Source organism: Pseudomonas sp. GNP013, from assembly GCF_054343995.1.
Genome location: NZ_JBTGUT010000001.1, coordinates 4,855,865 through 4,879,249, shown reverse-complemented (window position 1 = coordinate 4,879,249; position 23,385 = coordinate 4,855,865). Strand labels below are relative to the sequence as shown.

Genomic DNA, 23,385 nt, shown 5'->3' with positions numbered 1-23,385 from the left:
TCTAATTCAATGGCGGTAGGTGGAGCCGGTGTGTTGCGCTGGCAGCAGCGCGGTGCCGAACACTTTTTCGCGCAGCGTGCCGGTCTCGTATTCGGTCTTGTACGAACCGCGCTTTTGCAGTTCCGGTATCACCAGGTCGATAAAGTCCACGTAGCTCTCCGGCGTCACAATGCGCGTCAGGTTGAAACCATCCAGCCCGGTTTCGCCGATCCACAATTCCAGTTCATCGGCGACCTGTTCGGGCGAACCCACCAGGGTGATATAGCGACCGCCCAAGGCGTGCTGCTCCAGTAACTTGCGCCGGGTCCAATCGTTGTTCTGCAGGTTTTTGGTGGCCGACTGGATGGCGTTGCTCTTCACGTACTGGATCGGTTCGTCCAATGCGTATGCGGCAAAATCAATCGCGGTGGACGCGGCGAAATGCGCCACGCCGGCCTCCGCGCTGGCGTAGCTCAGGTACTCGACGTGCTTGGCCCAGGCCAGTTCCTCGGTGGCGCCGACGATCACATTGAGGCCCATGAACACCTTGATGTCGTGCGCATTGCGCCCGGCCTCCACGGCACTGGCGCGCACCTTGTCCACCTGCACTTTGGTTGCGGCCCTGGTCTGGCCGCTGATGAACACACACTCGGCGTGGCGCCCGGCGAACAGCAGGCCACGGTCCGAACTGCCGGCCTGGAACAACACCGGCGTGCGCTGCGGCGACGGCTCGCACAGGTGATAACCCTCCACCTGATAGAACTCGCCGTGGTGCTCGACCTTGTGCACCTTGCCCGGCTGCGCGTAGATCCGTTGCGCCGGATCGTTGAGCACGGCGTCGTCTTCCCAGCTGCCTTCCCACAGTTTGTAGAGCACCTGCAGGTACTCGTCGGCCTGGTCGTAGCGCCGGTCATGCTCGACCTGCTCAGTCAGGCCCATGGCCTTGGCCGCGCTGTCGAGGTAGCCGGTCACGATGTTCCAGCCCACGCGGCCACGGCTCAGGTGATCCAGCGTCGACATGCGCCGGGCGAACAGGTACGGCGGCTCGTAGGTGAGGTTGGCGGTGAGGCCGAAGCCGAGGTTTCGGGTGACCGCCGCCATCGCCGACACCAGCAGCAACGGGTCGTTGACCGGCAACTGGATCGACTCCTTGAGCGGTACATCGACGGAATTCTGGTAGACGTCGTACACGCCGACGATATCGGCGATGAACAGTCCGTCGAACAGACCGCGTTCCAGGGTTTTTGCCAGGTCGGTCCAGTACTCAATGGTTTTGTACTGGGTGGAGGTGTCCCGTGGGTGGGTCCACAGGCCGTGGTTGATATGGCCAATGCAGTTCATGTTGAAGGCATTGAGCAGGATCTTTTTCTTCGCCATCAGAGGGTCCCCCGCAGCGGCGGGTTTTCGTCGTTGAGGTAGTAATTGCCTACTGCGTGATACTTCCAGCGCACCGGGTCATGCAGGGTGTGCACCCGTGCGTTGCGCCAGTGACGGTCCAGTCCATGCTCGGCCAGGGTGGCCTGGCTGCCGGCGAGTTCGAACAGGGTGCTGCCGGCGGCCAGAGAAATCTCCGTGCTCAGGGCGCGCGCTTCGGCCACCGCAATCGAGGCGGCGGCAACCGTCTCGGCATTGCTGTCGGCCTGGGCGCGGTCGAGGAATTCGCCGGCCCGTTCAAGCAGTGCCTCGGCCGCGTGCAGGCGGATGCTCAGGTGGCCGAAGCTCTTCAAGGTCAGTGGGTCTTCGCTGGCTTTGTCGTTGCCGGCGTCGATCCACGGGCGGGTCCTGGTGCGCACAAAGTGCAGCGCATCTTCAAAGGCGGCGCGGGCGATGCCGGTGTCGATGGCGGCGTGAAGGATCTGCGCCAGCGGGCCGACGGTGGTCGGGCGTTCGAAGGCGCTCTGGAAAGGGATGACGTCACGGGCGGCGACCCACACGTTATCGAACACCACCGAGCCGCTGCCGGTGGTGCGCTGGCCGAAGCCGCTCCAGTCATCGATCACGCTGAGACCCTGGCTGTCACGCGGCACAAAGGCCAATTGCTGCACGCCGTGTTCATCCACCACCGAGGTGGGGATGCGCTGGGCGTAAAGTGCGCCGGTTGAGTAAAACTTACGGCCGGTAATACGGAATCCGTCGCCGTCGCGGGTGAGCCGGGTGACGCGATCATGGGCGGTTTTGGTGCCCAGTTCGGCCAGCGCATTGCCGAAGCGCTGGCCGGCCAGCACCTCGGCGTACAGGCGTTGTTGCTGCTCGGGGTTGCCATTCACGCGCAGCACTTGCAGCGCATAGAAGTGGTTTTGCGGAATCTGGCCCAGGGAGGCATCGGCCTGGGCGATCAGTGCAATGACCTTGGCCAGGGTGACGTTGGACACGCCTGCGCCGCCGTATTCGCGGGGCACGCTGATGCCCCACAGGCCCGAGCGCGAAAATGCATCCAGCTCGGGCAGCGGCAGGCGGCGTTCGCGGTCGCGCAGGGCGCTGTCGCGGCGAAAGTCTTCGGCCAGGTCGCTGGCGATAATCAGGGCGTGCTCGTCGCTGGTGATGACCGCGACGTGATGAGAAAGGTTCATGGTCAAATCCAGGAATGGCGAGCTGGCAGGGTGCCGTTCAGGCGATAGGCACCGACGGCGTGGTACTTCCAGCGCACCGGGTCGTGCAGGGTGTGCACCCGGGCGTTGCGCCAGTGGCGGTCGAGGTTGAATTCGGCCAGCGTCGCGCGGCTGCCGGCCAGTTCGAAGAGCTTTTCGCTGACCAGCAACGCCACTTCGGTGGTGAGCACCTTGGCCTCGGCCACCGCGATGGACGCGCGTGCCGCGGACTGCGCGGTGATCGGTGCCGCGCTGACGTCATCCAGCACCCGGCCAGCCTTGCGCAGCAGGGCTTCGGCGGCGTGCAGCTCGATCTTCAGCTTGCCGATATCGGCGATCACGTACAGGTCGTCACTGGCGCGTTCGACCTTGGCGTCGATCCACGGCCGCGAGCGTTCGCGCACGAAGGCGAGGGTGTCGTCGAGCGCCCCCCGGGCGATGCCCGCATCGATGGCGGCCTGGATCAGTTGCGAGACCGCGCCCTGGATATTCGGGCTTTCGCCGATGCGCCAGTTGTCGATGATCAGCTCGGCGTCGACTGCCACCTCGTCCAGCAGCACGGTGCCGCTGGCGGTGGTGCGCTGGCCAAAGCCGGACCAGTCATCGACGATGCGCAGCCCTTCGCTGCCACGGCGCACGAGCGCCAGGACCTGTTTGCCGTCATCGTTGAGCGCCTTGATCGCGACCCAGTGCGCAAACAGCGCGCCGGTGGAGTAGAACTTCTGCCCGCTGACTACGTAGCCGTCTCCCTTGGCGGTGATGCGTGCCTTGAGTTCAAGGGTGTTTTTGGTGCCGCGTTCCGGGCCGCCGTTACCGATGCGCCAGCCGTCGAGGACGCTTTGGAACAGCTGCTTTTTCTGGCGTTCGGTGGCGGTGCCCTGCACCAGGTGCAGGATGCCGAAATGGTTCTGCGGGATCTGCCCGAGGGCCGGGTCCGCCGCGCTGATGATGGCGAACACCTCGGCCAGGGTCACGAAGGACACCTGGGGCCCGCCGTATTCGCGGGGAATGGAAATACTGCCCAGACCGCTGCGGGTGAACTGCTCGAGCTGCGCCCACGGTAACTTGCGCTGCTGGTCACGCTTGGCGGCGTGCAGCCGCGCCGCCTGAGCCAGCGTGTGGGCGGCGCTCAGCGCCTCTGCATCGTTGCGCAGCACGGCGGCCGGCAACAGCAGGGGGGCTTCGTCCAGATCACTTTGGGGGGGTGTTGCAGCCACGTTAGGCATCAGCGCCGCTCCTTGGCTGCACGTAATGCCCTGGCGTTATGCACCGGGGTAATTTTGATCATACCGACCTCGCATTCAATGAAATAAAAACAGAAAAATCAGGAATGTCCGGTGGTCCGGTGCATATACCCTAAGCGTGTTAAATATTTAAATAAACTAACTTTTGGGAATATGCATAGAAGGGCGATCACCCAGGTTTGCAGGGTTAGCCGAGCGGACGGGGTTGGTAGACCGGCGTGGCTGTCGCCGGACGGCTGGGCAGCAGCGCTGCAATGCGCACGGTGCGGGTGGGCGCCCAGCGCGAATTGTTGCCGACGCGGTCCAGCACGCAGTAGGTCACGTCCAGCCGGCAGTCATCGCCGCCTTCGACAATCACGCTCGACGGCACCCACACCTGCACGGCCAGGCCGACGCCGCTGGCGGTGATTTTTGGCAGGTCCATGCGCACGTCACCCCAGCGCAGGGTGATCGCATCGCCGCTGCTCATGTTCGGGTAGGGCTCGATGGTCAAGGGAATGCCGCGTTGCACCTGGCGGCTGTTGACACCCTGGCGACGGATCGTCTCGGGCAGGCCAACCGGAGCAAGGTTCTGGTTTTCGTCGCTGTACAGGTTGGGCGGCTGTCCGCCCGGGCAGTCGGTTTTGACGCGTACCTGGGTGGTGGCCGAGCGTGCCGGGCCGTGGCCGATCTGCATGACCTGGTAATGCACGCGCGCGGGGCCATCGAGCACGAAACTTTGCGGGATACGCAGGTGGGTCGGCTGGCCGATGCGGCACGCGGTTATCCGTCGTGAGGCAGCGAAGCAGTTGTTCCAGAACAGCTCGATCAGGTCACCTTCCTCCATGCCGGGGTAGGGGGCGATATCGACCTGCAAGTGGGCGGCGGCGTGGGCATTGATGCCGTTTCCAAGGGCCTGGGGCAGGGTTGGGGCGGTCAGCATGGCCGGGGTTGCAGTGCGCGTCATAAGTCATCTCCTTGATGCAGCCAGCAGCGCTCGTTCCGAGCCATTGGCGCGGGTGCGCAAGCGGTCCGAAAGGAACGATTCAGTAAATAGCCGGGATAGGATCCAATCCTCTGGACGTTAGATAAGAGGGTTGGCCAGGGTCAGTCAATGGCGGCAAAAGGCTAAACGGTGTGGCGGTGCAGATTCAGAAGGGTCTGACCGGGAGGGGGATTTTTGCGTGGGCGCGGCGGGGTGTTTTACCGAGAGGAATGTGGACGCGCTGTAGGGTGGGAGGCTGCGTCAATGTGGCGAGCGGGCTTGCCCCGCGTTGGGGTGCGAAGCGCCCCCATCAAGGAACATGCGGTGTACCTGACACTGCGCAGAGGATGGTTTTGGGGCTGCTGCGCAGCCCAACGCGGGGCAAGCCCGCTCGCCACAGCAAGCCTGCTCGCCATAGGGAGGGATTGATTGAGCGTGTCAGTGGGCGAGGAATTTGCTCAGGAACTGGCGGGTGCGTTCTTCCCTTGGGTTGGCAAACAGCGCCTTGGCTTCGCCCTGTTCGACGATGACGCCCTTGTCGAAAAAGATCACCCGGTTGGCCACATCGCGGGCAAAGCTCATTTCGTGGGTGACGATGACCAGGGTGCGGTTTTCTTCGGCGAGGCTGCGAATGGTCGCCAACACTTCACCCACCAGTTCGGGGTCGAGGGCCGAGGTAGGTTCGTCGAACAGAATCACCTCCGGTTCCATGGCCAGCGCCCGTGCAATCGCCACACGCTGTTGCTGACCACCGGACAGGCGCCGTGGGTAGGCGTCTTCCTTGCCCGCCAGGCCGACTTTGGCCAATAGCTTGCGACCCAGCTCGGTGGCGGCTTCGCGTGGCATCTTCTTGACCACGATGGGGCCTTCGATGACGTTTTCCAGCGCCGTGCGGTGGGGGAACAGGTTGAAGTTCTGGAACACGAAGCCCACGTGCTGGCGCAGACGTCGCACCAGGCCCTGTTGCTGGTTGAGCGGTTTGCTGCCGTCGATCTCGACGTCGCCCACCTTGATACGGCCGCTGGTGGGTTCTTCGAGGAAGTTCAGGCAGCGCAGGAAGGTGGTCTTGCCCGAACCGCTGGGGCCGATGATCGCGACGACTTCGCCGGCCTTGACCTCAAGGTCGATGCCGTTGAGCACCACCTGACCGTTGAATTGTTTGGTCAGCTTTTCAACCACGATCATGCTTCAAGACTCCAGGTCATGCCGGTTGACCCGGTCTTCCAGGCGATTCTGAAAATGCGCCAGGATGCTGGCCAGTATCCAGTAGATCAGCGCAGCGGACAGGTACATGGTGAAGATTTCGAAGGTGCGCGCCGACACCAACTGCGCCTGGCGAAACAGCTCGGGCACCTGGATGGTGGCGGCCAGCGCGGTGTCCTTGACCAGCGAAATAAAGCTGTTGCCCAACGGCGGCAAGGCGGTCCGCATCGCCTGCGGCAGAATGGCCCGGCGCAGGGTCTGCGCGCGGGTCATGCCGATGCTGGCAGCGGCTTCCCACTGGCCCCGCTCGATGGACGCAATGGCGGCCCGCAGGATTTCACAGGCGTAAGCGGCCATGTTCAGCGAAAAGCCGATCATGGCCGCCGGGATCGGATCCAGCTCGATGCCCACTTGCGGCAAGCCGTAGTAGATCAGAAACAGCTGCACCAGCAAGGGCGTGCCGCGAAAGAACGACACGTAGACGCGGGCGGTCCAACTGAGCAGCTTGAAGCGCGACAGGCGCATCAAGGCCAGGCCGAAGCCCAGCAGCAAACCGAAGAACATCCCGCCCAGGCTGAGAATGACCGTGTAGTACGCGCCCTTGAGCAGAAAGGGCGCGGAGTCCAGCGCGAGTTGGAAGCCTGCTTCCATTATTGAGTGACGTCAGCGTTGAAGTACTTCTCGGACAGCTTTTTCAAGGTGCCGTCGGCGCGCAGCTTGTCGAGGGCAGTGTTCACGGCGTCGAGCAGTTCAGGCTCGCCTTTGCGCAGGGCAATGCCCGACTCCTGGCGCGAGAACGCATTACCGGCAGCGGCGGTGTCCGGGGCTTTCTTGGCGTATTCCAGCGCAGCCAGACGGTCGATCAGGATTGCGTCGATGCGGCCGATGCGCAGGTCCTGGAACTTGGTCGGGTCATCGTTGTAAGTCTTGATGATGGCTTTGGGTTGGTTGTCCTTGAGCCACTGTTCGTAGTTGGTGCCCAGGCCCACACCGACTTTCTTGCCGGCCAGGTCGTCGGCGGTCTTGATCTCGCCGGCGTTCTTCTTCAGCACCAGCGCCTGGATACCGGAAATGGTGTAGGGCTTGGAGAAATCGTATTTTTTCCTGCGCTCTTCGGAGATGGTCACCTGGTTGACCACGGCGTCCAGGCGTTTGGATTCCAGGGCGGCAAGGATGCCATCCCAGGGTGTGGCCTGCAGCTTGACCTTCACGCCCAGCTCTTTGGCCAGGGCTTCGGACAGTTCCACCTCGAAACCGGTGAGCTTGCCGCTTTCATCGACAAAACTGAACGGCGGGTAGGTGCCTTCCAGGCCGATCTTGATCTCGCCCGCCTTCTTGATGTTGCTCAATTGCTCACCGGCAACGGCCTGGCCAAGCAGACCGGCGCCCAGCGCCAGGCCCAAGGTGCCAACCAGTAATGTGCGACGCAATGCAGAAATAGTCATGAAGAGCCCCTGTGTTTTTATGGTGAGCGAAGCAGGTGACGCAGTGGTCGTATCCTGCCTTAAAGCGCGCGACTATAAGGCCGGTTTTTAAGACTTGAAAATAATATAAATTCAGCCTGATATTCTATTTTTGAATATAGGAAGTTTCAAGGTGAGAGGGGGCTTGCTCCCGATCGTGAGGTGTCAGCCAGCTCATCTGTGACTGATACACCGCCATCGGGAGCAAGTCCCCTCTCACATGGGTCCGTACGGACTCAGTTAAATACGGAGTCATAGGCAAACAGCGCCGGTGCCCCGCCGGTATGCAGGAAGATAATCGGCCCGTCCTCAAACCGCTGGCGCCCGATGCCGTCCAGCAAGCCAGCCATGGCCTTGCCGGTGTACACCGGGTCCAGCAACAGACCTTCCTGGCTGGCCAAAAGTTTGATCGCCGACAAAGTGCCCGCATTCGGCTCGCCGTAGCGCGGGCCGAAATATTCGTCCCACAGGATCACCTTGAACGCGTCCGGGAGGGCCACGCCCAGCAACTCGGCGGTGCGTTCGGCCAGGCCCTGCACTTTCGGGCGTTGGGCCTCGTCGGTGCGCGACACGGTCACGCCCACCACGGGCAGGTCGGGCAAGGCTTCGCTCAAGGCCAACGCCAGGCCGCTGTGGGTGCCGGCGCTGCCGGAGGCCAGCACCACGGCAGCGAAGTCGATGCCGCTGGCGTCGATCTGCGCGGCCAGTTCCAGGCCGGCCCGTACGTAGCCCAGCGCACCCAGCGCATTGGAGCCGCCGATGGGCACCAGGTACGGCTTCTTGCCATTGCTGCGCAGGCGGTCGGCGAGGGCATTGAGTTGGTCGTCGACGTTATCGAGGTTTTCCACCCGCTCCACTTTGGCGTCGAACAACTCGAGCAGCAGGCGGTTGCCGTTGCCGAGGTAGTTGGGGTCTTCGGTGCCGATGGGGTTTTCCAGCAGCGCGACGCAGCCCAGGCCGAGCCTGGCGGCCAGCGCAGCGGTCTGGCGCACGTGGTTGGACTGGATGGCGCCGGCGGTCACGAGGGTGTCGGCGCCCTGGGCGATGGCATCGGCGGCGAGGTATTCAAGCTTGCGCAGTTTGTTGCCGCCCATGGCCAGCGGCGTGGTGTCGTCGCGCTTGACGTAGACGTCGCGACCCAGCCATGTCGACAGCCGTTCGAGTTTTTCCAGGGCGGTGGCGCCGCCCAGCAGGTCCAGGCGGTTAAAGCGGTCGAGCTGTTGCTTGATCATGGTTGCGCACGGTTGCTGAGGAATGGGCCGACTATAGGCAGGCCCTTTTGCGCAGGCAACCGCCAATCGCTTATAGCCGATAGTGCTTGGCATCACACCATTGGTTCTTAAGGGCGGCCGGGGTGCATACCGTAAAGTGGCGGCCATTACGTCAGGAGTAAAGACCGTGAGTGAGCGTTCCAGTCATTGGCAATTACAGACCATCGTCAGCCAGCTGCGCAGCGCCCGCGATCAGTGGCGCACGCGCAATGGCCGTTTGAGCGGCGAGCATGGCGGGCGTGAACTGCCGTCGCGCGAGGCGGTGGCGCAGATCCTCGAAGCCTTGTGTGGTGCGCTGTTTCCGATGCGCCTGGGGCCGGTGGACCTGCGTGAGGAAAGTGAAGATTTCTACGTCGGCCACACTCTGGATGTCGCGCTGAACGCCTTGCTTGCCCAGGCGCGCCTGGAGCTTCGTTATGCCGCGCGCCAGGGCGGCCAGGACGACAGCCAGATCGATGCCCATGCCATCCGCCTGATCCAGGGTTTCGCCCTGGCCTTGCCATCCCTGCGCAGCCTCTTGGATACCGATGTGCTGGCCGCCTACCACGGCGACCCGGCTGCGCGCAGCGTCGACGAAGTGCTGCTGTGCTACCCCGGCATTCTGGCGGTGATTCACCATCGCCTGGCCCATCACCTGTACCGCGCGGGCTTGCCGTTGCTGGCACGGATCAGCGCAGAAATCGCCCACTCGGCCACCGGCATCGACATCCACCCCGGCGCGCAGATCGGCCCGAGCTTCTTTATCGATCACGGCACGGGTGTGGTGATTGGTGAAACCGCGATCATCGGTGAGCGCGTGCGTATCTACCAGGCGGTGACGCTGGGCGCCAAGCGCTTTCCGGCGGACGAAGACGGACAGTTGCAGAAGGGGCATCCACGGCATCCGATCGTGGAAGACGATGTGGTGATCTATGCCGGGGCGACCATTCTGGGGCGCATCACCATCGGCAAGGGCTCGACCATTGGCGGCAATGTGTGGCTGACGCGCAGCGTGCCGGCGGGGGTGAACATCACTCAGGCCAATCTGCAGCATGAGGATGGCGCGCAAAAATAGCCCCAGCGCCGAACACCTTTCAATTGTGGGAGCTGGCTTGCCAGCTCCCACAGTTTGATCCGTGTCTCACACATGAGCTGTTTATCGCTGAACGTTTTGTGATCCTTATCCGTCATACAAGGCCTTGGCTTGACGTAGGAATTGTCTACCACTCGGCCCTGCGATTAGTCCCCGAACGCCTATTCATGTTTAAATTGAACGCTCGTTCAAGTTAAACCGGTGGTTCGCTGCCCGCTCACAACAGGAGGCTTACCTTTGCTGAGTCCGTTATTTACAGCCACATACCCAACCCTCGGGGTGCATCGTTCATGAGTGCATCGTCCACCCCTTCCAGCGGCCTGGTGCGCATGAATGCGCCCGTTTTCTACTTTGCCGCAACCTTCATTCTGCTGTTTGGCATCACCGTTATCGCGATCCCGCAACAGGCCGGTGCCTGGCTGCTGGCTGCGCAAAACTGGGCGGCCAATACGGTCGGCTGGTACTACATGCTGGCGATGACCCTGTATCTGGTCTTCGTGGTGGTCACCGCGCTATCGGGCTACGGCAAGATAAAGCTCGGTGCCGACCACGACGAGCCCGAATTCAGTTACCTGTCCTGGGCGGGGATGCTGTTCGCCGCCGGCATCAGCATCACGCTGTTCTTCTTTTGCGTGTCCGAGCCGCTGACGCACCTGGTGCAACCGCCCCAGGGCGCGCCGCTGAACGCCGATGCAGCGCGCCAGGCCATGCAGATTTTGTTTCTGCACTGGGGCCTGCATGGTTGGGGCGTGTTCGCCTTTGTCGGCATGGCCCTGGCGTACTTCGCCTACCGGCATAACCTGCCGCTGGCGTTGCGTTCGGCGCTGTACCCGCTGATCGGCAAGCGCATCAACGGCCCCATCGGCTACGCGGTGGACGGCTTCGGCATCATCGCCACGGTGTTCGGCCTGGGAGCCGACATGGGCTTTGGTGTGCTGCACCTCAACTCCGGGCTGGACTACCTGTTCGGCATTGCCCATACGCAGTGGATTCAGGTCGGCCTGATCACCCTGATGATGGGCGCGGCGATTCTTGTGGCCGTGGCCGGCGTCGACAAGGGTGTGCGGGTGATGTCCGACATCAACATGCTGCTGGCCTGTGCGCTGCTGCTGTTCGTGTTGTTCGCCGGTCCCACCCAGCATTTGCTCAACACCCTGATCCAGAACATCGGCGACTACCTTGGCGCCTTGCCGACCAAGAGTTTCGATGTGTACGCCTACGACAAGCCCAGCGACTGGCTGGGCGGTTGGACGGTGTTCTACTGGGCCTGGTGGATCGCGTGGTCGCCGTTCGTGGGCCTGTTCATCGCACGGATTTCCCGTGGCCGCACCATCCGCGAATTCGTGTTCGGTGTGCTGCTGATCCCGCTGGGCTTTACCCTGGCGTGGATGTCGATTTTCGGCAACAGTGCCATCGATCAGGTGCTCAACCACGGCATGACCGCGCTCGGTCAGTCGGCCATCGATGACCCGTCGATGAGCCTGTACCTGCTGCTGGAAACCTATCCGTGGAGCAAGACGGTGATCGCCGTCACGGTGTTCATCAGCTTCGTGTTCTTCGTCACCTCCGCCGACTCCGGCACCGTGGTGCTGTCGACGCTGTCGTCCAAGGGCGGCAACGCCGATGAAGACGGGCCGAAGTGGCTGCGGGTGTTCTGGGGCGCGATGACCGCGCTGGTCACCAGTGCCTTGTTGTTTGCCGGCAGCATCGATTCGCTGAAATCGGCGGTGGTGCTCACCTCGTTGCCGTTCTCGATGATTCTGCTGTTGATGATGTGGGGGCTGCACAAGGCGTTCCATCTGGAATCACAAAAGCAGATCGCGCAATTGCATTCGCTGGCGCCGGTGTCGGCTTCACGCAAGGGCAAAGGCGGCTGGCGCCAGCGCTTGAGCCAGGCGGTGCACTTCCCGTCGCGGGACGAGGTATACCGCTTCCTCGAGTCGACGGTGCGCCCGGCGATTGAAGAAGTGACGGCGGTGTTTGTCGAGAAGGGCCTTTCGGTGGTCACCCAGCCGGACCCGGCCAACGACAGCGTCAGCCTCGAGATCGGCCATGGCGAGGAACACCCGTTCATCTACCAGGTGCAGATGCGCGGTTACTTCACACCGTCGTTCGCCCGTGGCGGCATGGGCTCCAAACAGATCAACAACCGTCGCTACTATCGCGCGGAAGTGCACTTGAGCGAGGGCAGCCAGGACTACGATCTGGTGGGCTACACCAAGGAGCAGATCATCAACGACATCCTCGATCAGTACGAGCGGCATTTGCAGTTCCTGCATCTGGTGCGCTGAGCCCTGTGATCGTTCCCACGCTCGGCGTGGGAACGATCATCTGCGCGTCCACTCTGGGAGTAAATTGCTGTAAAAGGGAAACCACACCCAACAGCCCAGAGAGGATTCGATGACGTACATTGCTGCCGAAAACCGCTATGAATCTATCCCGTATCGCCGCACAGGCCGCAGTGGCCTGGTGCTGCCCGCCCTGTCCCTGGGGCTGTGGCACAACTTTGGCGACAGCACCCCGATCGACACTCAGCGCGCCCTGCTGCGCACCGCGTTCGACCTGGGGATCAACCACTTCGACCTGGCCAACAACTATGGCCCGCCCTATGGCAGTGCCGAGATCAACTTCGGCCGTCTGCTGCGCGAAGACTTCAAGCACTACCGCGACGAACTGATCATCTCCAGCAAGGCCGGTTGGGACATGTGGCCCGGCCCATACGGCCAGGGCGGCGGCTCGCGCAAATACGTGCTGGCCAGTCTCGATCAGAGCCTGCAGCGCATGGGGCTCGACTACGTGGATATTTTCTACTCGCACCGTTTCGATGCCGACACGCCGCTGGAAGAAACCGCCAGCGCCCTGGCCACTGCCGTGCAGCAGGGCAAGGCGTTGTATATCGGTATTTCGTCGTACTCCGGGGTGAAAACCCGTGAAATGGCAGCGCTGCTCAAAGAATGGAAAGTGCCATTGCTGATTCACCAGCCGGCCTACAACCTGCTCAATCGCTGGGTGGAGAAAGACCTGCTCGACACCACCGAAGAACTCGGCGTCGGCGTGATCGCGTTCACACCACTGGCCCAGGGTCTGCTCACCGACAAGTACCTCAACGGCGTGCCGGCCGACGCACGGGTCAACCGCCCGGGCGGTGGTTCGCTGCAGGCGGGGCACCTGTCCGAAGCCAACCTCGCCCACGTGCGCGCCCTCAACGAAATCGCCCAGCGACGCGGCCAAAGCCTGGCCCAACTGGCATTGGCCTGGACGTTGCGTGACCCACGGGTGACCAGCGCACTGATCGGCGCAAGCCGGCCGGAGCAGATCATTGAGAACGTTGGGGCGTTGAAAAATCTGAGCTTCAGCGCAGAGGAACTGGCGCAGATTGATCGATTTGCGCAGGAAGGCGGGATCAACCTGTGGGAAAAGCCTTCTACCGCTGAATAGCATCGGACAAAGAGCCCTACCCAAGGGGTAGGGCCTGTCATTGGGACACTCCGATGATGACGCTATTTTTTGCTCGGAAACCCGAGTATTTCTGCGGTTTCAGAGAAAAAGGTTTCGCGTGCAGATCTCTTTCTCAGCTGTATATCTATCACCTGTGATTTGTCCGGAAGGTTGAAGTAACCTTCATCCAAGCTGCAGAGATTTTCCATGATATGCAGTGGTAATCCGAGTAGTTGCCTTACCTGAGATCGCGAGAGCACATCGTTTTCGACGAGCATTTTGACTCCGCGAGCGATTAGCTGAGGTTTTTCGAAGCCAAAATCACTGTCCATTGGTTCTCCCTTTACCCAGCCTCTCGCAGATCTTGCTTTCCATAGTCTTGTAGTTGTGGTGTCGTTGATGATTTCCAAATCTAAGCAACGTCTTACCATCGCAGCTACTGAGACTTTCCAGCGTGGTTTCAGAGCTAGCAATGTGTCCAGCGTGGGCCAACGAACTTCTCGCAAAAAGCTTTCTGCGGGTAGTAAAAAGGCGCTTGCAAAACGGTGCGCTTGAGCCTCAAGGAGCGCGTAATGCGAGTCGTACTGTTCTTTGGAAATGTATCTGTGCAGAACGACATGCCCAAGCTCATGAGCCGCATCAAAGCGATTTCTAATTCCGTTGGCCTTATCTGCGACAAGCAAAACATATGGGCGCTGGTCCAGCTCGTACCAGTTTGATACGCCATCCATCTTCAGGTGGCCGAGTGTGGTTCGAGCACAGACAACGCCGGCATTTTCCAATACTTGAACCACATTGGAGATCGGGGCTATTCCTAACCCCCAGGTTTGACGACATAGGCTTGCCATCTGCTCGATCTCCTCATCAGAGATCAGCTCGCAGTGTCGTTCTTCTAAGTGAGGTACATTGACTTCGATGAACTCAAGGCTTTCTTGAAGCTTGTAGGAGACCTCCTGTAACCACCCCAAGCGCACTTCCGCTATTTCACGAGCGCTGGTCGTAGCACTGACCTGCGAGCGGAAGAAAAAGGGAGTGTTCTCGTCAGTCCTGAATTGCTCTTCAAGTAGCCAGTTTTCACTGACTCCAAAAACCTCGCACAGACGTTGGAAGGCGTCAGCTTCTGGTACCTGAAGGCCATTTTCCCATTTTGAGATATTGCCAGAGGCGCGCCCCACCATTTCGGCGAGAGTGGTTTGGGTCATACCAAACGCAAGGCGCAACTGCTTGAGGCGCTCTGACTGAAAGCCCGCGACTCCTGTTCTCATGGTTTACCTCTTGGCTTTTTGCTCTTCATCAGCATGGTCTTCGATTTCTTCAGCGCGGCGCATCTTATCTCGCAATTTCACCAATTCAATGGGTTTCCGCTGAACCGCGTCACTATCAGAGTAGCTTTGAAGTAAATCGTCAAAAGTACAATTCATGTGAAAGCCCTTACCATTGAAATACGGTACGGCCATCATGATTGCGCGCGGTTCTGATTGATCTCCAGAGCGCGAAGGAGGTGCATGGACTACGACAAGCGCATGAATCAATTGTTCGGCTACGGTATGTTTGAGCCCGTCGATCCAGTCCATCTGGGTCTCTGCAAGTGACTCATTGAGCGTTTTTAGCTCACTTCGGTGTTTTGCACCGCGAATCTCTTTCTGCCAGGGAAGCACTACCGCTGTGATCCTTAAGGAGCCCAGTTCCAGCAGCACATAATTGTGCCCTTTTGGATCTGTTGTCTTGACGATCGGGTTCCATCGCTTCATTCCAGCCAGGGACTCTTGGACTAAAGAGTGCCGTAAATGCCCTCGTAAATCCTCGTGAGGGGTGTGAATCAGTAGCTCTTGAGTTTCCTTCAAGGCTTTTTGAAAGGTTTGAGGGAGCAAAACCCCCAACTCCTCAAAAAATTCTTTGTTTACTTGCGCGCGAATGAAGCCCTGGACGTCTTGTTTTGTGACCACGTAATCACCACTCACTATTCGGTAAGCGGATTTTTACGCCATTTTTCTTCGTTATGGAAGTGGTATTACTGGTTTTTTATCCAGGCGGTACCCTTCTTTTGCTGTTTGATTGCCCTATTGTTATGAGTTTTCAGAACGGCACATCCCCCAAAATCGTCGCCCGATGCATCACTCGCCGCTGCGGCCGGTAGTCATCCACCGCGTAATGCTGGGTCACGCGATTGTCCCAGAACGCCACATCGTTCTCCTGCCAGCGCCAGCGAATGGTGAATTCGGGGCGGGTCGCGTGGGCGAACAGCAGCTTCAAAATCGCTTCGCTTTCGGCTGGCTCCAGCCCATTGATCTTGGTGGTAAACCCATCACTGACAAACAGCGACTTGCGCCCACTCACTGGATGCGTACGCACGACCGGGTGTGACAGCGGAGGGTTTGTCTTGCGGGTTGCTTCCCAGCGCGCCAGGTCTTCGGCAGCGTTGCCGAAGCGCTCCAGCGGAAAGGACTTGGTGAAATCGTGTGTCGCCGTCAGGCCATCGAGCAGGCGCTTGAGGGGCTCGGACAGCGCCTCATACGCCGCAATGCCACTGGACCACAAGGTGTCGCCACCAAACGCCGGCAGCAGCTTGGCGCTGAGCACCGCGCCGAGGGCCGGGGTGGGCAGGAAGGTCACGTCGGTGTGCCATACGGCGTTGTCGCGCACGTCGGTGACGGCGGTGTCGAGGATCAGCACTTCAGGCTGTTCCGGCACGTTGGGGTAGATCGGGTGGATGTGCAGCTCACCGAAATTCGCCGCAAACAGCGCCTGTTGCTGCGGGGTGATCGGCTGACCACGGAAGAACAGCACCGAATGCGTGAGCAAAGCCTGTTCGATGGCGTCACGCTGTTCGGCGGGCAGCGGTCTGGTGATGTCGACGCCACTGATCTCGGCGCCCAGGGCGGTACTTAGTGGGGTAATGGTCAGGCTGCTCATACTGTTCTCACTCAGCGTGCCTGCCCATGCCACGGCACCCATTTACGCTGCAGGGCGCGCAGGCCCATTTCCATGGCGAAGGCGATCAGCGCGATGACCAGAATCCCCAGCACCACCACGTCGGTGACCAGGAACTGCGCCGCCGACTGCACCATGAAACCCAGGCCACTGGTGGCCGCGATCAGCTCGGCCGCAACCAACGTCGACCAGCCAACCCCCAGGCCGATGCGCACGCCGGTGAGGATGTCGGGCAGGGCGCTCGGCAGGATCACATGGCGAATCAGCTGGGCACGCGTCGCCCCCAACGACTGCGCGGCCCGCAGCTTGGCCGGGTCAACGGTGCGCACGCCGGTCGCCGTGGCGATGGCGATCGGTGCAAAGATCGCCAGGTAAATCAGCAGCACTTTGGACAGCTCGCCGATGCCGCACCAGATCACGATCAATGGCAGGTAGGCCAGCGGCGGGATTGGACGGTAAAACTCGATCAGCGGGTCGAGGATGCCACGCGCAATGCGGTTCGAACCGATGGCAATCCCCACCGGAACGGCGGTCAGCACGGCAAAGCCCAGGCCCAGGCCGATACGACTGAGGCTCGCGCTTAGGTGCTGCCACAAGGTGGAATCCATATAGCCCGTGGTCGCCAGCAGCCAGCTTTTTTGCAGCACGGCGGAGGGTGGCGGCAGGAACAGCGGTTCGATCAGGCCGGTGGCGGTCACGGCCCACCAGATCGCCAGCAAGGCGACCAGCGTGAGCAGGCTGATCCAGCGCGTGCTCAAGCTGCGGCGCACCGGGATAACCGCGTGTGCCACCGGCTTGGCGGCGCTGGCGGGTAGTTCATAGCTGCTCATGCGCTCACCTGCCGTTGCGAAAAGACTTTGCCCAGCACGTGTTCGCGGGTTTCGATAAAGCGCGGGTCGGACTTGATCGCCCGCGCCGACTCACCGGCGGCGTAGCGTTGGCCGAAGTCCAGGTGCAGGCGTTCGACGATCTGGCCGGGGTTGGGCGCCAGCAGGATCAAGTCAGTGGCGAGAAATACCGCTTCTTCGATGTCGTGGGTAATCAGGAAGACCGGCTTGGCCGTGCGCCGCCAGACTTGCAGCAGCAGCTCCTGCATCTGTTCGCGGGTAAAGGCATCGAGGGCGCCGAAGGGTTCGTCCATCAGTAACACGCGTGGGTCGGCGGCCAGGGCGCGGGCCAGGCCGACGCGTTGCTTCTGGCCGCCTGAAAGCTGCCAGATACGACGCTTGTCGAAACCGGCCAGGTCCACCAACGCGAGCATTTCGCGGGCGCGCACTTCACGTTGCGCCCTGGGCACACCAGCCAGCTCCAGGCCGAAGCCGACGTTGGCCAACACGTCCTGCCAGGGCAGCAGGGCGTCGTCCTGGAACACCACGCCACGTTCGGCGCTCGGGCCTTGGACCGGCACGCCATCGAGGCTGATGCGCCCTGCAGACGGTTCGACAAAGCCGGCAATCAGGTTCAACAGCGAAGTTTTGCCACTGCCGGACGGGCCGAGGGCCACCAGCAATTGCTGGGGCCCAAGCTCGAGTGAAATATCCGCCAGCACCGGTTCCGCAGCACCCGGGTACTGTGCGCTGATGCGCTCCAGCTTGAGCAAGGTCATCGCACTTAACTCCTTATTGAGTGATGAACCTGGCGCTGACATAAGGCGCGTAGTCCGGCAGCACGGCGTCGACCTTGCCCTGTTCCTTGAGGAACGCAGCGGTGTCGGTGATCGCCTGGGTGGTCGGTGCGCCCAGCAGGGTCACCTGGTCTGCGGCCAGCGGGTAGACGTTGCCTTGCAGCAGCAATGGAATGTCACTGGCCTTGGCGCCGGAGAGCTTCACCAGCTTCGCGATGTTGCTCGCGTCGGCCAGCCACGCTTGCGGGTCCTTGCGGTACGCGGCGTAGGCATTCAGGGTGACCTTGGCGAAAGCCGTGACGATTTGCGGGTGCTTCTCGGCAAAATCCTTACGCACGATCCACGCATCGAAGGTCGGCGCGCCGAACTTGGCCAGCTCGCCGGAGGTAATCAGCACCTTGCCGTTTTCCTTGGCCACGCCCAGGGCCGGGTCCCACACGTAGGTGGCGTCGATATCGCCACGCTTCCAGGCCGCGATAATGGCCGGCGGTGCGAGGTTGAGGATGGTGACTTTCGACGGGTCGATGTTCCAGTGCTTCAACGCGGCCAGCAGGCTGTAGTGGCCGGTGGACACGAACGGCACGGCGACTTTCTTGCCGATCAGGTCCTGCGGGCGGTTGATCCCCGCACCGTTGCGCGCTACCAGGGCTTCGGCACCGCCGATCTGGGTGGCGACGAGGAAGGTTTCCACCGGAACCTTGCGCGTGATCGCAGCGGTCAGTGGGCTGGAACCGAGGTAGCCGATCTGCACGTCGCCGGAAGCGAGGGCGGCGATGATATCGGCGCCATTGTCGAATTTGCGCCAGTCGATTTTGGCGTTGGTGGCTTTTTCATAAGCGCCGTCGGCCTGGGCGACTTTGGCCGGGTCGACGGTGGTCTGGTAAGCGATGGTCACATCCGCCGCCTGGGCAAACAGGCTGGCACCGGCCAGGGACAATGCGGCCAGGAGGCGCAGAGGGGTCAGCAGTTTCAAGGGGGAAGCTCCTCAATCAGGCGGCCGGAGGTCGGCGTGTGAGGAGACTAAATGATCTAATAATCCGAAAATAAATAACGTTTTCGAATTAGCTTATTAGAAGAGAAGCGAACGCCAATCTTCAGTCTGGTGCAGGCAAATGTGGGAGGGGCTTGCCCCCGATGGCGGTGGATCAGTCAGCTTATCTGTAGCTGACCCACAGCTATCGGGGGCAAGCCCCCTCCCACAGTGGACAGAGTAGGTCCTTAATTACTGATGGCGAGGATGCTCGCCTGGTACGACCCGACAAACACATCGAAGTCGCCCACTTCGGTTTGCTCCAGCTCCGCCTGTTGCGCCAGCGACTTGCGCGCCAGTTCTTCAAAGCGCGCCTGTTCGTCAGCTGCCAGCGGCTCCTTGCGGAAATACTCGGCATGCAACTGGCTCTGGTGCAGGGAGAACTGCGCAAAGCTCTCTTTGCGCTCGGCCATCGCTGCCAGTACCTGGGCCGACGGGGTCAGCGACGGGTCCTGGATTTTCGCCAACTGGGCATCCAGTGCCTGGCTGTGTTCGCTGATGCCGTGGCTCTCGTCGAGCAGGGCGGCCAGCGGCGCGATCTGTTCCAGCAGCTCGGTGGCCCATTGCTTCATGTCCACCGCCGCGCCATCGCGCTGCAGCTCCAGGCCCGGACGACGACCCTCCTTGACCACGCTGAGGAAGTTGGAGGTGGCGTTGCCGCATTCGTTGTTGGCGAACAGCGGGCTGTCGTTGAGTGCGCAATACAGCAGGAACGCGTCGAGAAAGCGCGATTCCGGCAGGTCGATGCCCATTGGCAGGAACGGGTTGATGTCCAGGCAGCGTACTTCGATGTACTGGATGCCACGGGCCACCAGCGCCTGGATCGGCCGCTCGCCGGTGTAGGTCACGCGCTTGGGGCGGATGTTGGAGTAGTACTCGTTTTCGATCTGCAGGATGTTGGTGTTGAGCTGCACCCACTCACCGTCCTTGTGCGTGCCGACTTCGACGTACGGCGCGTAGGGCGTTGCCACCGCTTCGCGCAGGCTGTCGGTGTAGCTGCTCAAGTCGTTGTAGCACGGCGTGAGGCCGGCCTGGGCGTTGCTCTGGTAACCCAGGTCGCTCATGCGCAGGCTGGTGGCATAGGGCAGGTACAGCGTGTCGGCGTCCAGCACTTCGAGCTGGTGCGAGCGCCCGCGTAGAAACCCGGCGTCCAGGGCCGGCGAGGCACCGAACAGGTACATCAGCAGCCAGCTGTAACGGCGGAAGTTGCGGATCAGCGCGATGTAGGCCGTGGACTGATAGTCACGCTCGGTGCCGACAAAGCCCTCGGTGTCCTTGAGCAGCGGCCACAGCTGTTCCGGCAGGGAAAAGTTGTAGTGGATACCGGCGATGCACTGCATGGTCTTGCCGTAACGCAGGGCCAGGCCCTTGCGGTACACGTACTTGAGCTGTCCGATGTTGGAGGTGCCGTAATAGGCAATCGGAATGTCTTCCTCGGCCGGCAACGGGCACGGCATCGATGGGCTCCACAGGTATTCACTGCCGAGCTTGGTGTAGGCAAAGCGGTGGATCCTGTCCAGGCTGCTCAAGGTATCGGCCGGGTTGGGCAGCGCCGGGGTGATGAACTCCAGCAGCGATTCCGAGTAGTCGGTGGTGATCAATTCGTTGGTCAGTGCAGCGCCCAGAGCTTCGGGGTGCGGCGTTTGCGCCAGGCGACCCTCACCGGTGACGCGCAGGCATTCCCGCTCGATGCCGTGCAAGCATTGCTCCAGCAGGGAGAGGTGTTCGCGCTTGCCGAGCAGGGCCAGGCGGCGGTTGAGAAGTTCGCTCAAGTTGGATTCCTTCACGCGTCAGTCGCCCCAATATGGGGGTGGGCAGGACGGTCTACAAGGGTGAAGTGGAAACTGGCGTTATCGCCTGGTTTTGAGTCGAGAAGACTCGCATTGAAAAAGCCTCCTTCACTCCATGAATTGGGCTACAGCGCATCAAGAAAATTCCGACGCTGTGATTGCAGCGCCGAAATTAACTCAAATCGAGGGTGGGGAGCTATAGGGCAGCGAAGGTGCCCTGCGCTTTTACGACATGTTTTGCATGCAGTTACCTACAAGACGTTGATTTGACCCTCACCGCTTTTTCAACTGCTTGGCGTTGGCGAACAGCGACGCCATGGCGTTGTTGGCTGGCGCTGCCGTCGCGGTTTCCTTGCGCGGTTGGCTGTTTTCCGAGCGGTTCTGCGACTGACGCGGTGCCGAACCCGGGCGTGCGCCACGGGCACCGTCGACTTTCTCGCCGGGGGTATCGCTCATGCGCATCGACAGGCCCACGCGTTTGCGCGGGATATCGACTTCCATGACCTTGACCTTGACCACGTCACCGGCCTTGACCGCTTCGCGCGGGTCCTTGATGAATTTCTCCGACAGCGCGGAGATATGCACCAGGCCGTCCTGATGTACACCAATGTCCACGAACGCGCCGAAGTTGGTCACGTTGGTCACCACGCCTTCGAGGATCATGCCCGGTTGCAGGTCCTTGAGGTCCTCGACGCCGTCCTGGAACTCGGCGGTCTTGAACTCGGGACGCGGGTCTCGGCCGGGTTTTTCCAGCTCTTGCAGGATGTCGGTGATGGTCGGCACGCCGAAGGTTTCGTCGGTGTATTTCTTCGGGTCCAGGCGCTTGAGGAACGCGGCGTCGCCAATCAGCGAGCGAATATCGCGATCGGTTTCGGCGGCGATGCGTTGCACCAGTGGGTAGGCTTCCGGGTGGACGGCGGACGAATCCAGCGGGTTGTCGCCATTCATCACGCGCAGAAAACCGGCGGCCTGTTCGAAGGTTTTTTCACCCAGGCGTGCGACTTTTTTCAGCGCGGCGCGGGTCTTGAACGCGCCGTTTTCGTCGCGGTGAGTCACGATATTTTGTGCCAGGGTGGTGTTCAGGCCGGAGATACGCGCCAACAGCGCGACCGAGGCAGTGTTCACATCCACGCCGACCTTGTTCACGCAGTCTTCCACCACCGCATCCAGGCCACGCGCCAGTTTCAGCTGCGACACGTCGTGCTGGTACTGGCCGACACCGATGGATTTGGGGTCGATCTTCACCAGTTCGGCCAGCGGATCCTGCAGGCGACGGGCGATGGACACTGCGCCTCGGATCGACACGTCGAGGTCCGGGAATTCCCTGGACGCCAGTTCCGACGCCGAGTACACCGAAGCGCCGGCCTCGGAGACCATGACCTTGGTCATCTTCATCGCTGGGTATTTTTTGATCAGTTCGGCGGCCAGCTTGTCGGTCTCACGGCTGGCGGTACCGTTGCCGATGGCGATCAGGTCCACCGAGTGCTTGGCGCACAGGGCGGCCAGGATTGCGAGGGTCTGGTCCCACTTGTTATGCGGAACGTGGGGGTACACGGTGGCGTGGTCCAGCAGCTTGCCGGTGGCGTCGACGACCGCGACCTTGCAACCGGTGCGCAGGCCGGGGTCCAGGCCCAGGGTGGCGCGCGGGCCGGCGGGGGCGGCCAGCAGCAGGTCGTGCAGGTTGTGGGCGAACACGTTGATCGCTTCGGTTTCGGCGCCGTCACGCAGTTCGCCCAGCAGGTCGGTTTCCAGGTGGGTGTAGAGCTTGACCTTCCAGGTCCAGCGCACGACTTCACCTAGCCACTTGTCCGCAGGACGGTTCTGATTCTGGATGCCGAATTGTTGCCCGATCATGCCTTCGCACGGGTGCATGGTGCCCGGCAGTTCGTCGCCGACTTTGAGCGCCGAGCTCAGAATGCCTTCGTTGCGCCCGCGGAAAATCGCCAGCGCACGGTGGGACGGCATGCTCTTGAGCGGTTCGTCGTGCTCGAAGTAATCGCGGAACTTGGCGCCTTCTTCCTCTTTGCCGGCGATGACGCGCGCGCTGAGCACGGCTTCCTGCTTGAGGTAATTGCGCAGTTTTTCCAGCAGGTTGGCGTTTTCGGCGAAGCGCTCCATGAGGATGTATTTGGCGCCTTCGAGGGCGGCCTTGACGTCGGCGACGCCCTTGTCGGCATCGATGAAGCGTGCGGCTTCGGTTTCCGGGCTTAGCGACGGGTCGTTGAACAGACCATCGGCCAGCTCGCCAAGGCCGGCTTCCAGGGCGATCTGGCCCTTGGTGCGGCGCTTTTGCTTGTAGGGCAGGTAGAGGTCTTCGAGGCGGGTCTTGGTGTCGGCGAGCTTGATGTCGCGTTCGAGTTGCGGGGTGAGCTTGCCCTGTTCCTCGATGCTGGCGAGGATGCTGATGCGCCGTTCGTCGAGTTCTCGCAGGTAGCGCAGGCGTTCTTCCAGGTGCCGAAGCTGGATATCGTCGAGGCTGCCGGTCACTTCCTTACGGTAGCGGGCGATGAAAGGCACCGTGGAGCCTTCATCCAGTAGAGCGACGGCCGCTTCGACCTGTTGGGGGCGTACGCCGAGTTCTTCGGCGATGCGGCTGTTGATGCTGTCCATAAAACCACCTGAAATTCTGAAAAGCAGCTCGCGGGCCCGCAGAACAAGGCCCGGAAAGACTGGTTGAGCGGCCCGACCGGCACCGCTGCCTGGGTCAAGAGGCAGCCAATTGACCCTCGAAATCGAAAAAGTCGCGTCAAGCGGGTAAAAAAAGCCGGCAGTAAACGGAAACGATCTG

At 61.4% G+C, this 23,385-nt stretch carries 19 protein-coding genes; 3 read left to right on the top strand and 16 right to left on the bottom strand.

Translation table 11 applies throughout. The features are described from left to right. Window positions 1-6: 6 nt before the first annotated feature. The 8 genes from ACXX81_RS21440 to ACXX81_RS21405 form a co-directional block, all read right to left on the bottom strand. Window positions 7-1,356, bottom strand: a complete 1,350-nt coding sequence (locus tag ACXX81_RS21440) for an LLM class flavin-dependent oxidoreductase (protein WP_458572353.1) — start codon at window positions 1,354-1,356, stop codon at window positions 7-9. Continuing rightward, window positions 1,356-2,549 carry an SfnB family sulfur acquisition oxidoreductase gene (locus ACXX81_RS21435; protein ID WP_458572352.1) on the bottom strand — a complete coding sequence of 398 codons (1,194 nt, stop codon included), beginning with the start codon at window positions 2,547-2,549 and terminating at the stop codon, window positions 1,356-1,358. The genes ACXX81_RS21440 and ACXX81_RS21435 overlap by 1 nt, the downstream gene beginning before the upstream one ends. 2 nt (window positions 2,550-2,551) lie before the next feature. Next, the gene (locus ACXX81_RS21430) at window positions 2,552-3,793 is read right to left on the bottom strand and encodes an SfnB family sulfur acquisition oxidoreductase (RefSeq protein WP_458572351.1); all 1,242 of its coding nucleotides are present in this window, start codon (window positions 3,791-3,793) and stop codon (window positions 2,552-2,554) included. A gap of 205 nt (window positions 3,794-3,998) precedes the next feature. Continuing rightward, window positions 3,999-4,757 carry a hypothetical protein gene (locus ACXX81_RS21425; RefSeq protein WP_458572350.1) on the bottom strand — a complete coding sequence of 253 codons (759 nt, stop codon included), beginning with the start codon at window positions 4,755-4,757 and terminating at the stop codon, window positions 3,999-4,001. 456 nt (window positions 4,758-5,213) lie between these two features. Then, complete coding sequence (tcyN, locus tag ACXX81_RS21420; RefSeq protein ID WP_209987243.1) at window positions 5,214-5,960, bottom strand: L-cystine ABC transporter ATP-binding protein TcyN; 747 nt, start codon at window positions 5,958-5,960, stop codon at window positions 5,214-5,216. A gap of 3 nt (window positions 5,961-5,963) precedes the next feature. Next, entirely contained in the window at window positions 5,964-6,629 is a 666-nt protein-coding gene (tcyL, locus tag ACXX81_RS21415; RefSeq protein ID WP_003236050.1) for a cystine ABC transporter permease, read from the bottom strand. Next, a complete protein-coding gene (tcyJ, locus tag ACXX81_RS21410; RefSeq protein ID WP_209987246.1) occupies window positions 6,629-7,423 on the bottom strand; it encodes a cystine ABC transporter substrate-binding protein in 795 nt (264 codons plus the stop codon). Before tcyJ ends, tcyL begins: the two co-directional genes overlap by 1 nt. A gap of 254 nt (window positions 7,424-7,677) precedes the next feature. Continuing rightward, on the bottom strand, window positions 7,678-8,673 hold the full coding sequence (locus ACXX81_RS21405) for a D-cysteine desulfhydrase (RefSeq protein WP_458572349.1): 996 nt from the start codon (window positions 8,671-8,673) through the stop codon (window positions 7,678-7,680). A gap of 166 nt (window positions 8,674-8,839) precedes the next feature. Here ACXX81_RS21405 and epsC point away from each other — a divergent pair, with 166 nt between their 5' ends. The 3 genes from epsC to mgrA all read left to right on the top strand — a co-directional run bounded on the left by epsC (window position 8,840) and on the right by mgrA (window position 13,222). Next, window positions 8,840-9,766 (top strand): serine O-acetyltransferase EpsC, encoded by a 927-nt coding sequence (gene epsC, locus ACXX81_RS21400; RefSeq protein WP_057009859.1) that lies wholly within the window; start codon window positions 8,840-8,842, stop codon window positions 9,764-9,766. 347 nt (window positions 9,767-10,113) lie between these two features. Beyond that, window positions 10,114-12,075: a choline transporter BetT gene (gene betT, locus ACXX81_RS21395; protein ID WP_209990611.1), complete on the top strand. Its 1,962-nt coding sequence runs from the start codon at window positions 10,114-10,116 to the stop codon at window positions 12,073-12,075. A gap of 109 nt (window positions 12,076-12,184) precedes the next feature. Beyond that, the gene (gene mgrA / locus ACXX81_RS21390) at window positions 12,185-13,222 is read left to right on the top strand and encodes an L-glyceraldehyde 3-phosphate reductase (RefSeq protein ID WP_209987254.1); all 1,038 of its coding nucleotides are present in this window, start codon (window positions 12,185-12,187) and stop codon (window positions 13,220-13,222) included. A 62-nt stretch (window positions 13,223-13,284) separates the two neighbouring features. Here the strand turns inward: mgrA and ACXX81_RS21385 are convergent, their stop codons facing one another. The 8 genes from ACXX81_RS21385 to ACXX81_RS21350 form a co-directional block, all read right to left on the bottom strand. After that, window positions 13,285-14,487 carry a helix-turn-helix domain-containing protein gene (locus tag ACXX81_RS21385; protein WP_209987257.1) on the bottom strand — a complete coding sequence of 401 codons (1,203 nt, stop codon included), beginning with the start codon at window positions 14,485-14,487 and terminating at the stop codon, window positions 13,285-13,287. A gap of 3 nt (window positions 14,488-14,490) precedes the next feature. After that, a complete protein-coding gene (locus ACXX81_RS21380) occupies window positions 14,491-15,168 on the bottom strand; it encodes a hypothetical protein (protein ID WP_458572348.1) in 678 nt (225 codons plus the stop codon). Window positions 15,169-15,298: 130 nt separating this feature from the next. Then, window positions 15,299-16,135, bottom strand: coding sequence for a taurine dioxygenase (gene tauD, locus ACXX81_RS21375; protein ID WP_209987263.1), 837 nt, complete (start codon window positions 16,133-16,135; stop codon window positions 15,299-15,301). Between the two features lie 11 nt (window positions 16,136-16,146). After that, window positions 16,147-16,983, bottom strand: a complete 837-nt coding sequence (gene tauC, locus ACXX81_RS21370) for a taurine ABC transporter permease TauC (protein WP_209987265.1) — start codon at window positions 16,981-16,983, stop codon at window positions 16,147-16,149. Next, window positions 16,980-17,759 (bottom strand): taurine ABC transporter ATP-binding subunit, encoded by a 780-nt coding sequence (gene tauB / locus ACXX81_RS21365; RefSeq protein ID WP_458572347.1) that lies wholly within the window; start codon window positions 17,757-17,759, stop codon window positions 16,980-16,982. Before tauB ends, tauC begins: the two co-directional genes overlap by 4 nt. Window positions 17,760-17,772: 13 nt before the next feature. Then, window positions 17,773-18,750: a taurine ABC transporter substrate-binding protein gene (tauA, locus tag ACXX81_RS21360; protein ID WP_458572346.1), complete on the bottom strand. Its 978-nt coding sequence runs from the start codon at window positions 18,748-18,750 to the stop codon at window positions 17,773-17,775. A 245-nt stretch (window positions 18,751-18,995) separates the two neighbouring features. Continuing rightward, a complete protein-coding gene (gene gshA / locus ACXX81_RS21355) occupies window positions 18,996-20,579 on the bottom strand; it encodes a glutamate--cysteine ligase (RefSeq protein ID WP_231422669.1) in 1,584 nt (527 codons plus the stop codon). A 291-nt stretch (window positions 20,580-20,870) separates the two neighbouring features. Beyond that, window positions 20,871-23,207 (bottom strand): Tex family protein, encoded by a 2,337-nt coding sequence (locus ACXX81_RS21350; RefSeq protein WP_209987276.1) that lies wholly within the window; start codon window positions 23,205-23,207, stop codon window positions 20,871-20,873. Window positions 23,208-23,385 lie beyond the last annotated feature (178 nt).

Excerpts from the sequence above, each read along its gene's own strand:
- ACXX81_RS21440 (WP_458572353.1), bottom strand. The coding sequence starts at position 1,356 with ATGGCGAAGAAAAAGATCCTGCTCAATGCCTTCAACATGAACTGCATT.
- ACXX81_RS21435 (WP_458572352.1), bottom strand. The coding sequence starts at position 2,549 with ATGAACCTTTCTCATCACGTCGCGGTCATCACCAGCGACGAGCACGCC.
- ACXX81_RS21430 (WP_458572351.1), bottom strand. The coding sequence starts at position 3,793 with ATGCCTAACGTGGCTGCAACACCCCCCCAAAGTGATCTGGACGAAGCC.
- ACXX81_RS21425 (WP_458572350.1), bottom strand. The coding sequence starts at position 4,757 with ATGACGCGCACTGCAACCCCGGCCATGCTGACCGCCCCAACCCTGCCC.
- tcyN (WP_209987243.1), bottom strand. The coding sequence starts at position 5,960 with ATGATCGTGGTTGAAAAGCTGACCAAACAATTCAACGGTCAGGTGGTG.
- tcyL (WP_003236050.1), bottom strand. The coding sequence starts at position 6,629 with ATGGAAGCAGGCTTCCAACTCGCGCTGGACTCCGCGCCCTTTCTGCTC.
- tcyJ (WP_209987246.1), bottom strand. The coding sequence starts at position 7,423 with ATGACTATTTCTGCATTGCGTCGCACATTACTGGTTGGCACCTTGGGC.
- ACXX81_RS21405 (WP_458572349.1), bottom strand. The coding sequence starts at position 8,673 with ATGATCAAGCAACAGCTCGACCGCTTTAACCGCCTGGACCTGCTGGGC.
- betT (WP_209990611.1), top strand. The coding sequence starts at position 10,114 with ATGAATGCGCCCGTTTTCTACTTTGCCGCAACCTTCATTCTGCTGTTT.
- mgrA (WP_209987254.1), top strand. The coding sequence starts at position 12,185 with ATGACGTACATTGCTGCCGAAAACCGCTATGAATCTATCCCGTATCGC.
- ACXX81_RS21385 (WP_209987257.1), bottom strand. The coding sequence starts at position 14,487 with ATGAGAACAGGAGTCGCGGGCTTTCAGTCAGAGCGCCTCAAGCAGTTG.
- tauD (WP_209987263.1), bottom strand. The coding sequence starts at position 16,135 with ATGAGCAGCCTGACCATTACCCCACTAAGTACCGCCCTGGGCGCCGAG.
- tauC (WP_209987265.1), bottom strand. The coding sequence starts at position 16,983 with ATGAGCAGCTATGAACTACCCGCCAGCGCCGCCAAGCCGGTGGCACAC.
- tauB (WP_458572347.1), bottom strand. The coding sequence starts at position 17,759 with ATGACCTTGCTCAAGCTGGAGCGCATCAGCGCACAGTACCCGGGTGCT.
- ACXX81_RS21350 (WP_209987276.1), bottom strand. The coding sequence starts at position 23,207 with ATGGACAGCATCAACAGCCGCATCGCCGAAGAACTCGGCGTACGCCCC.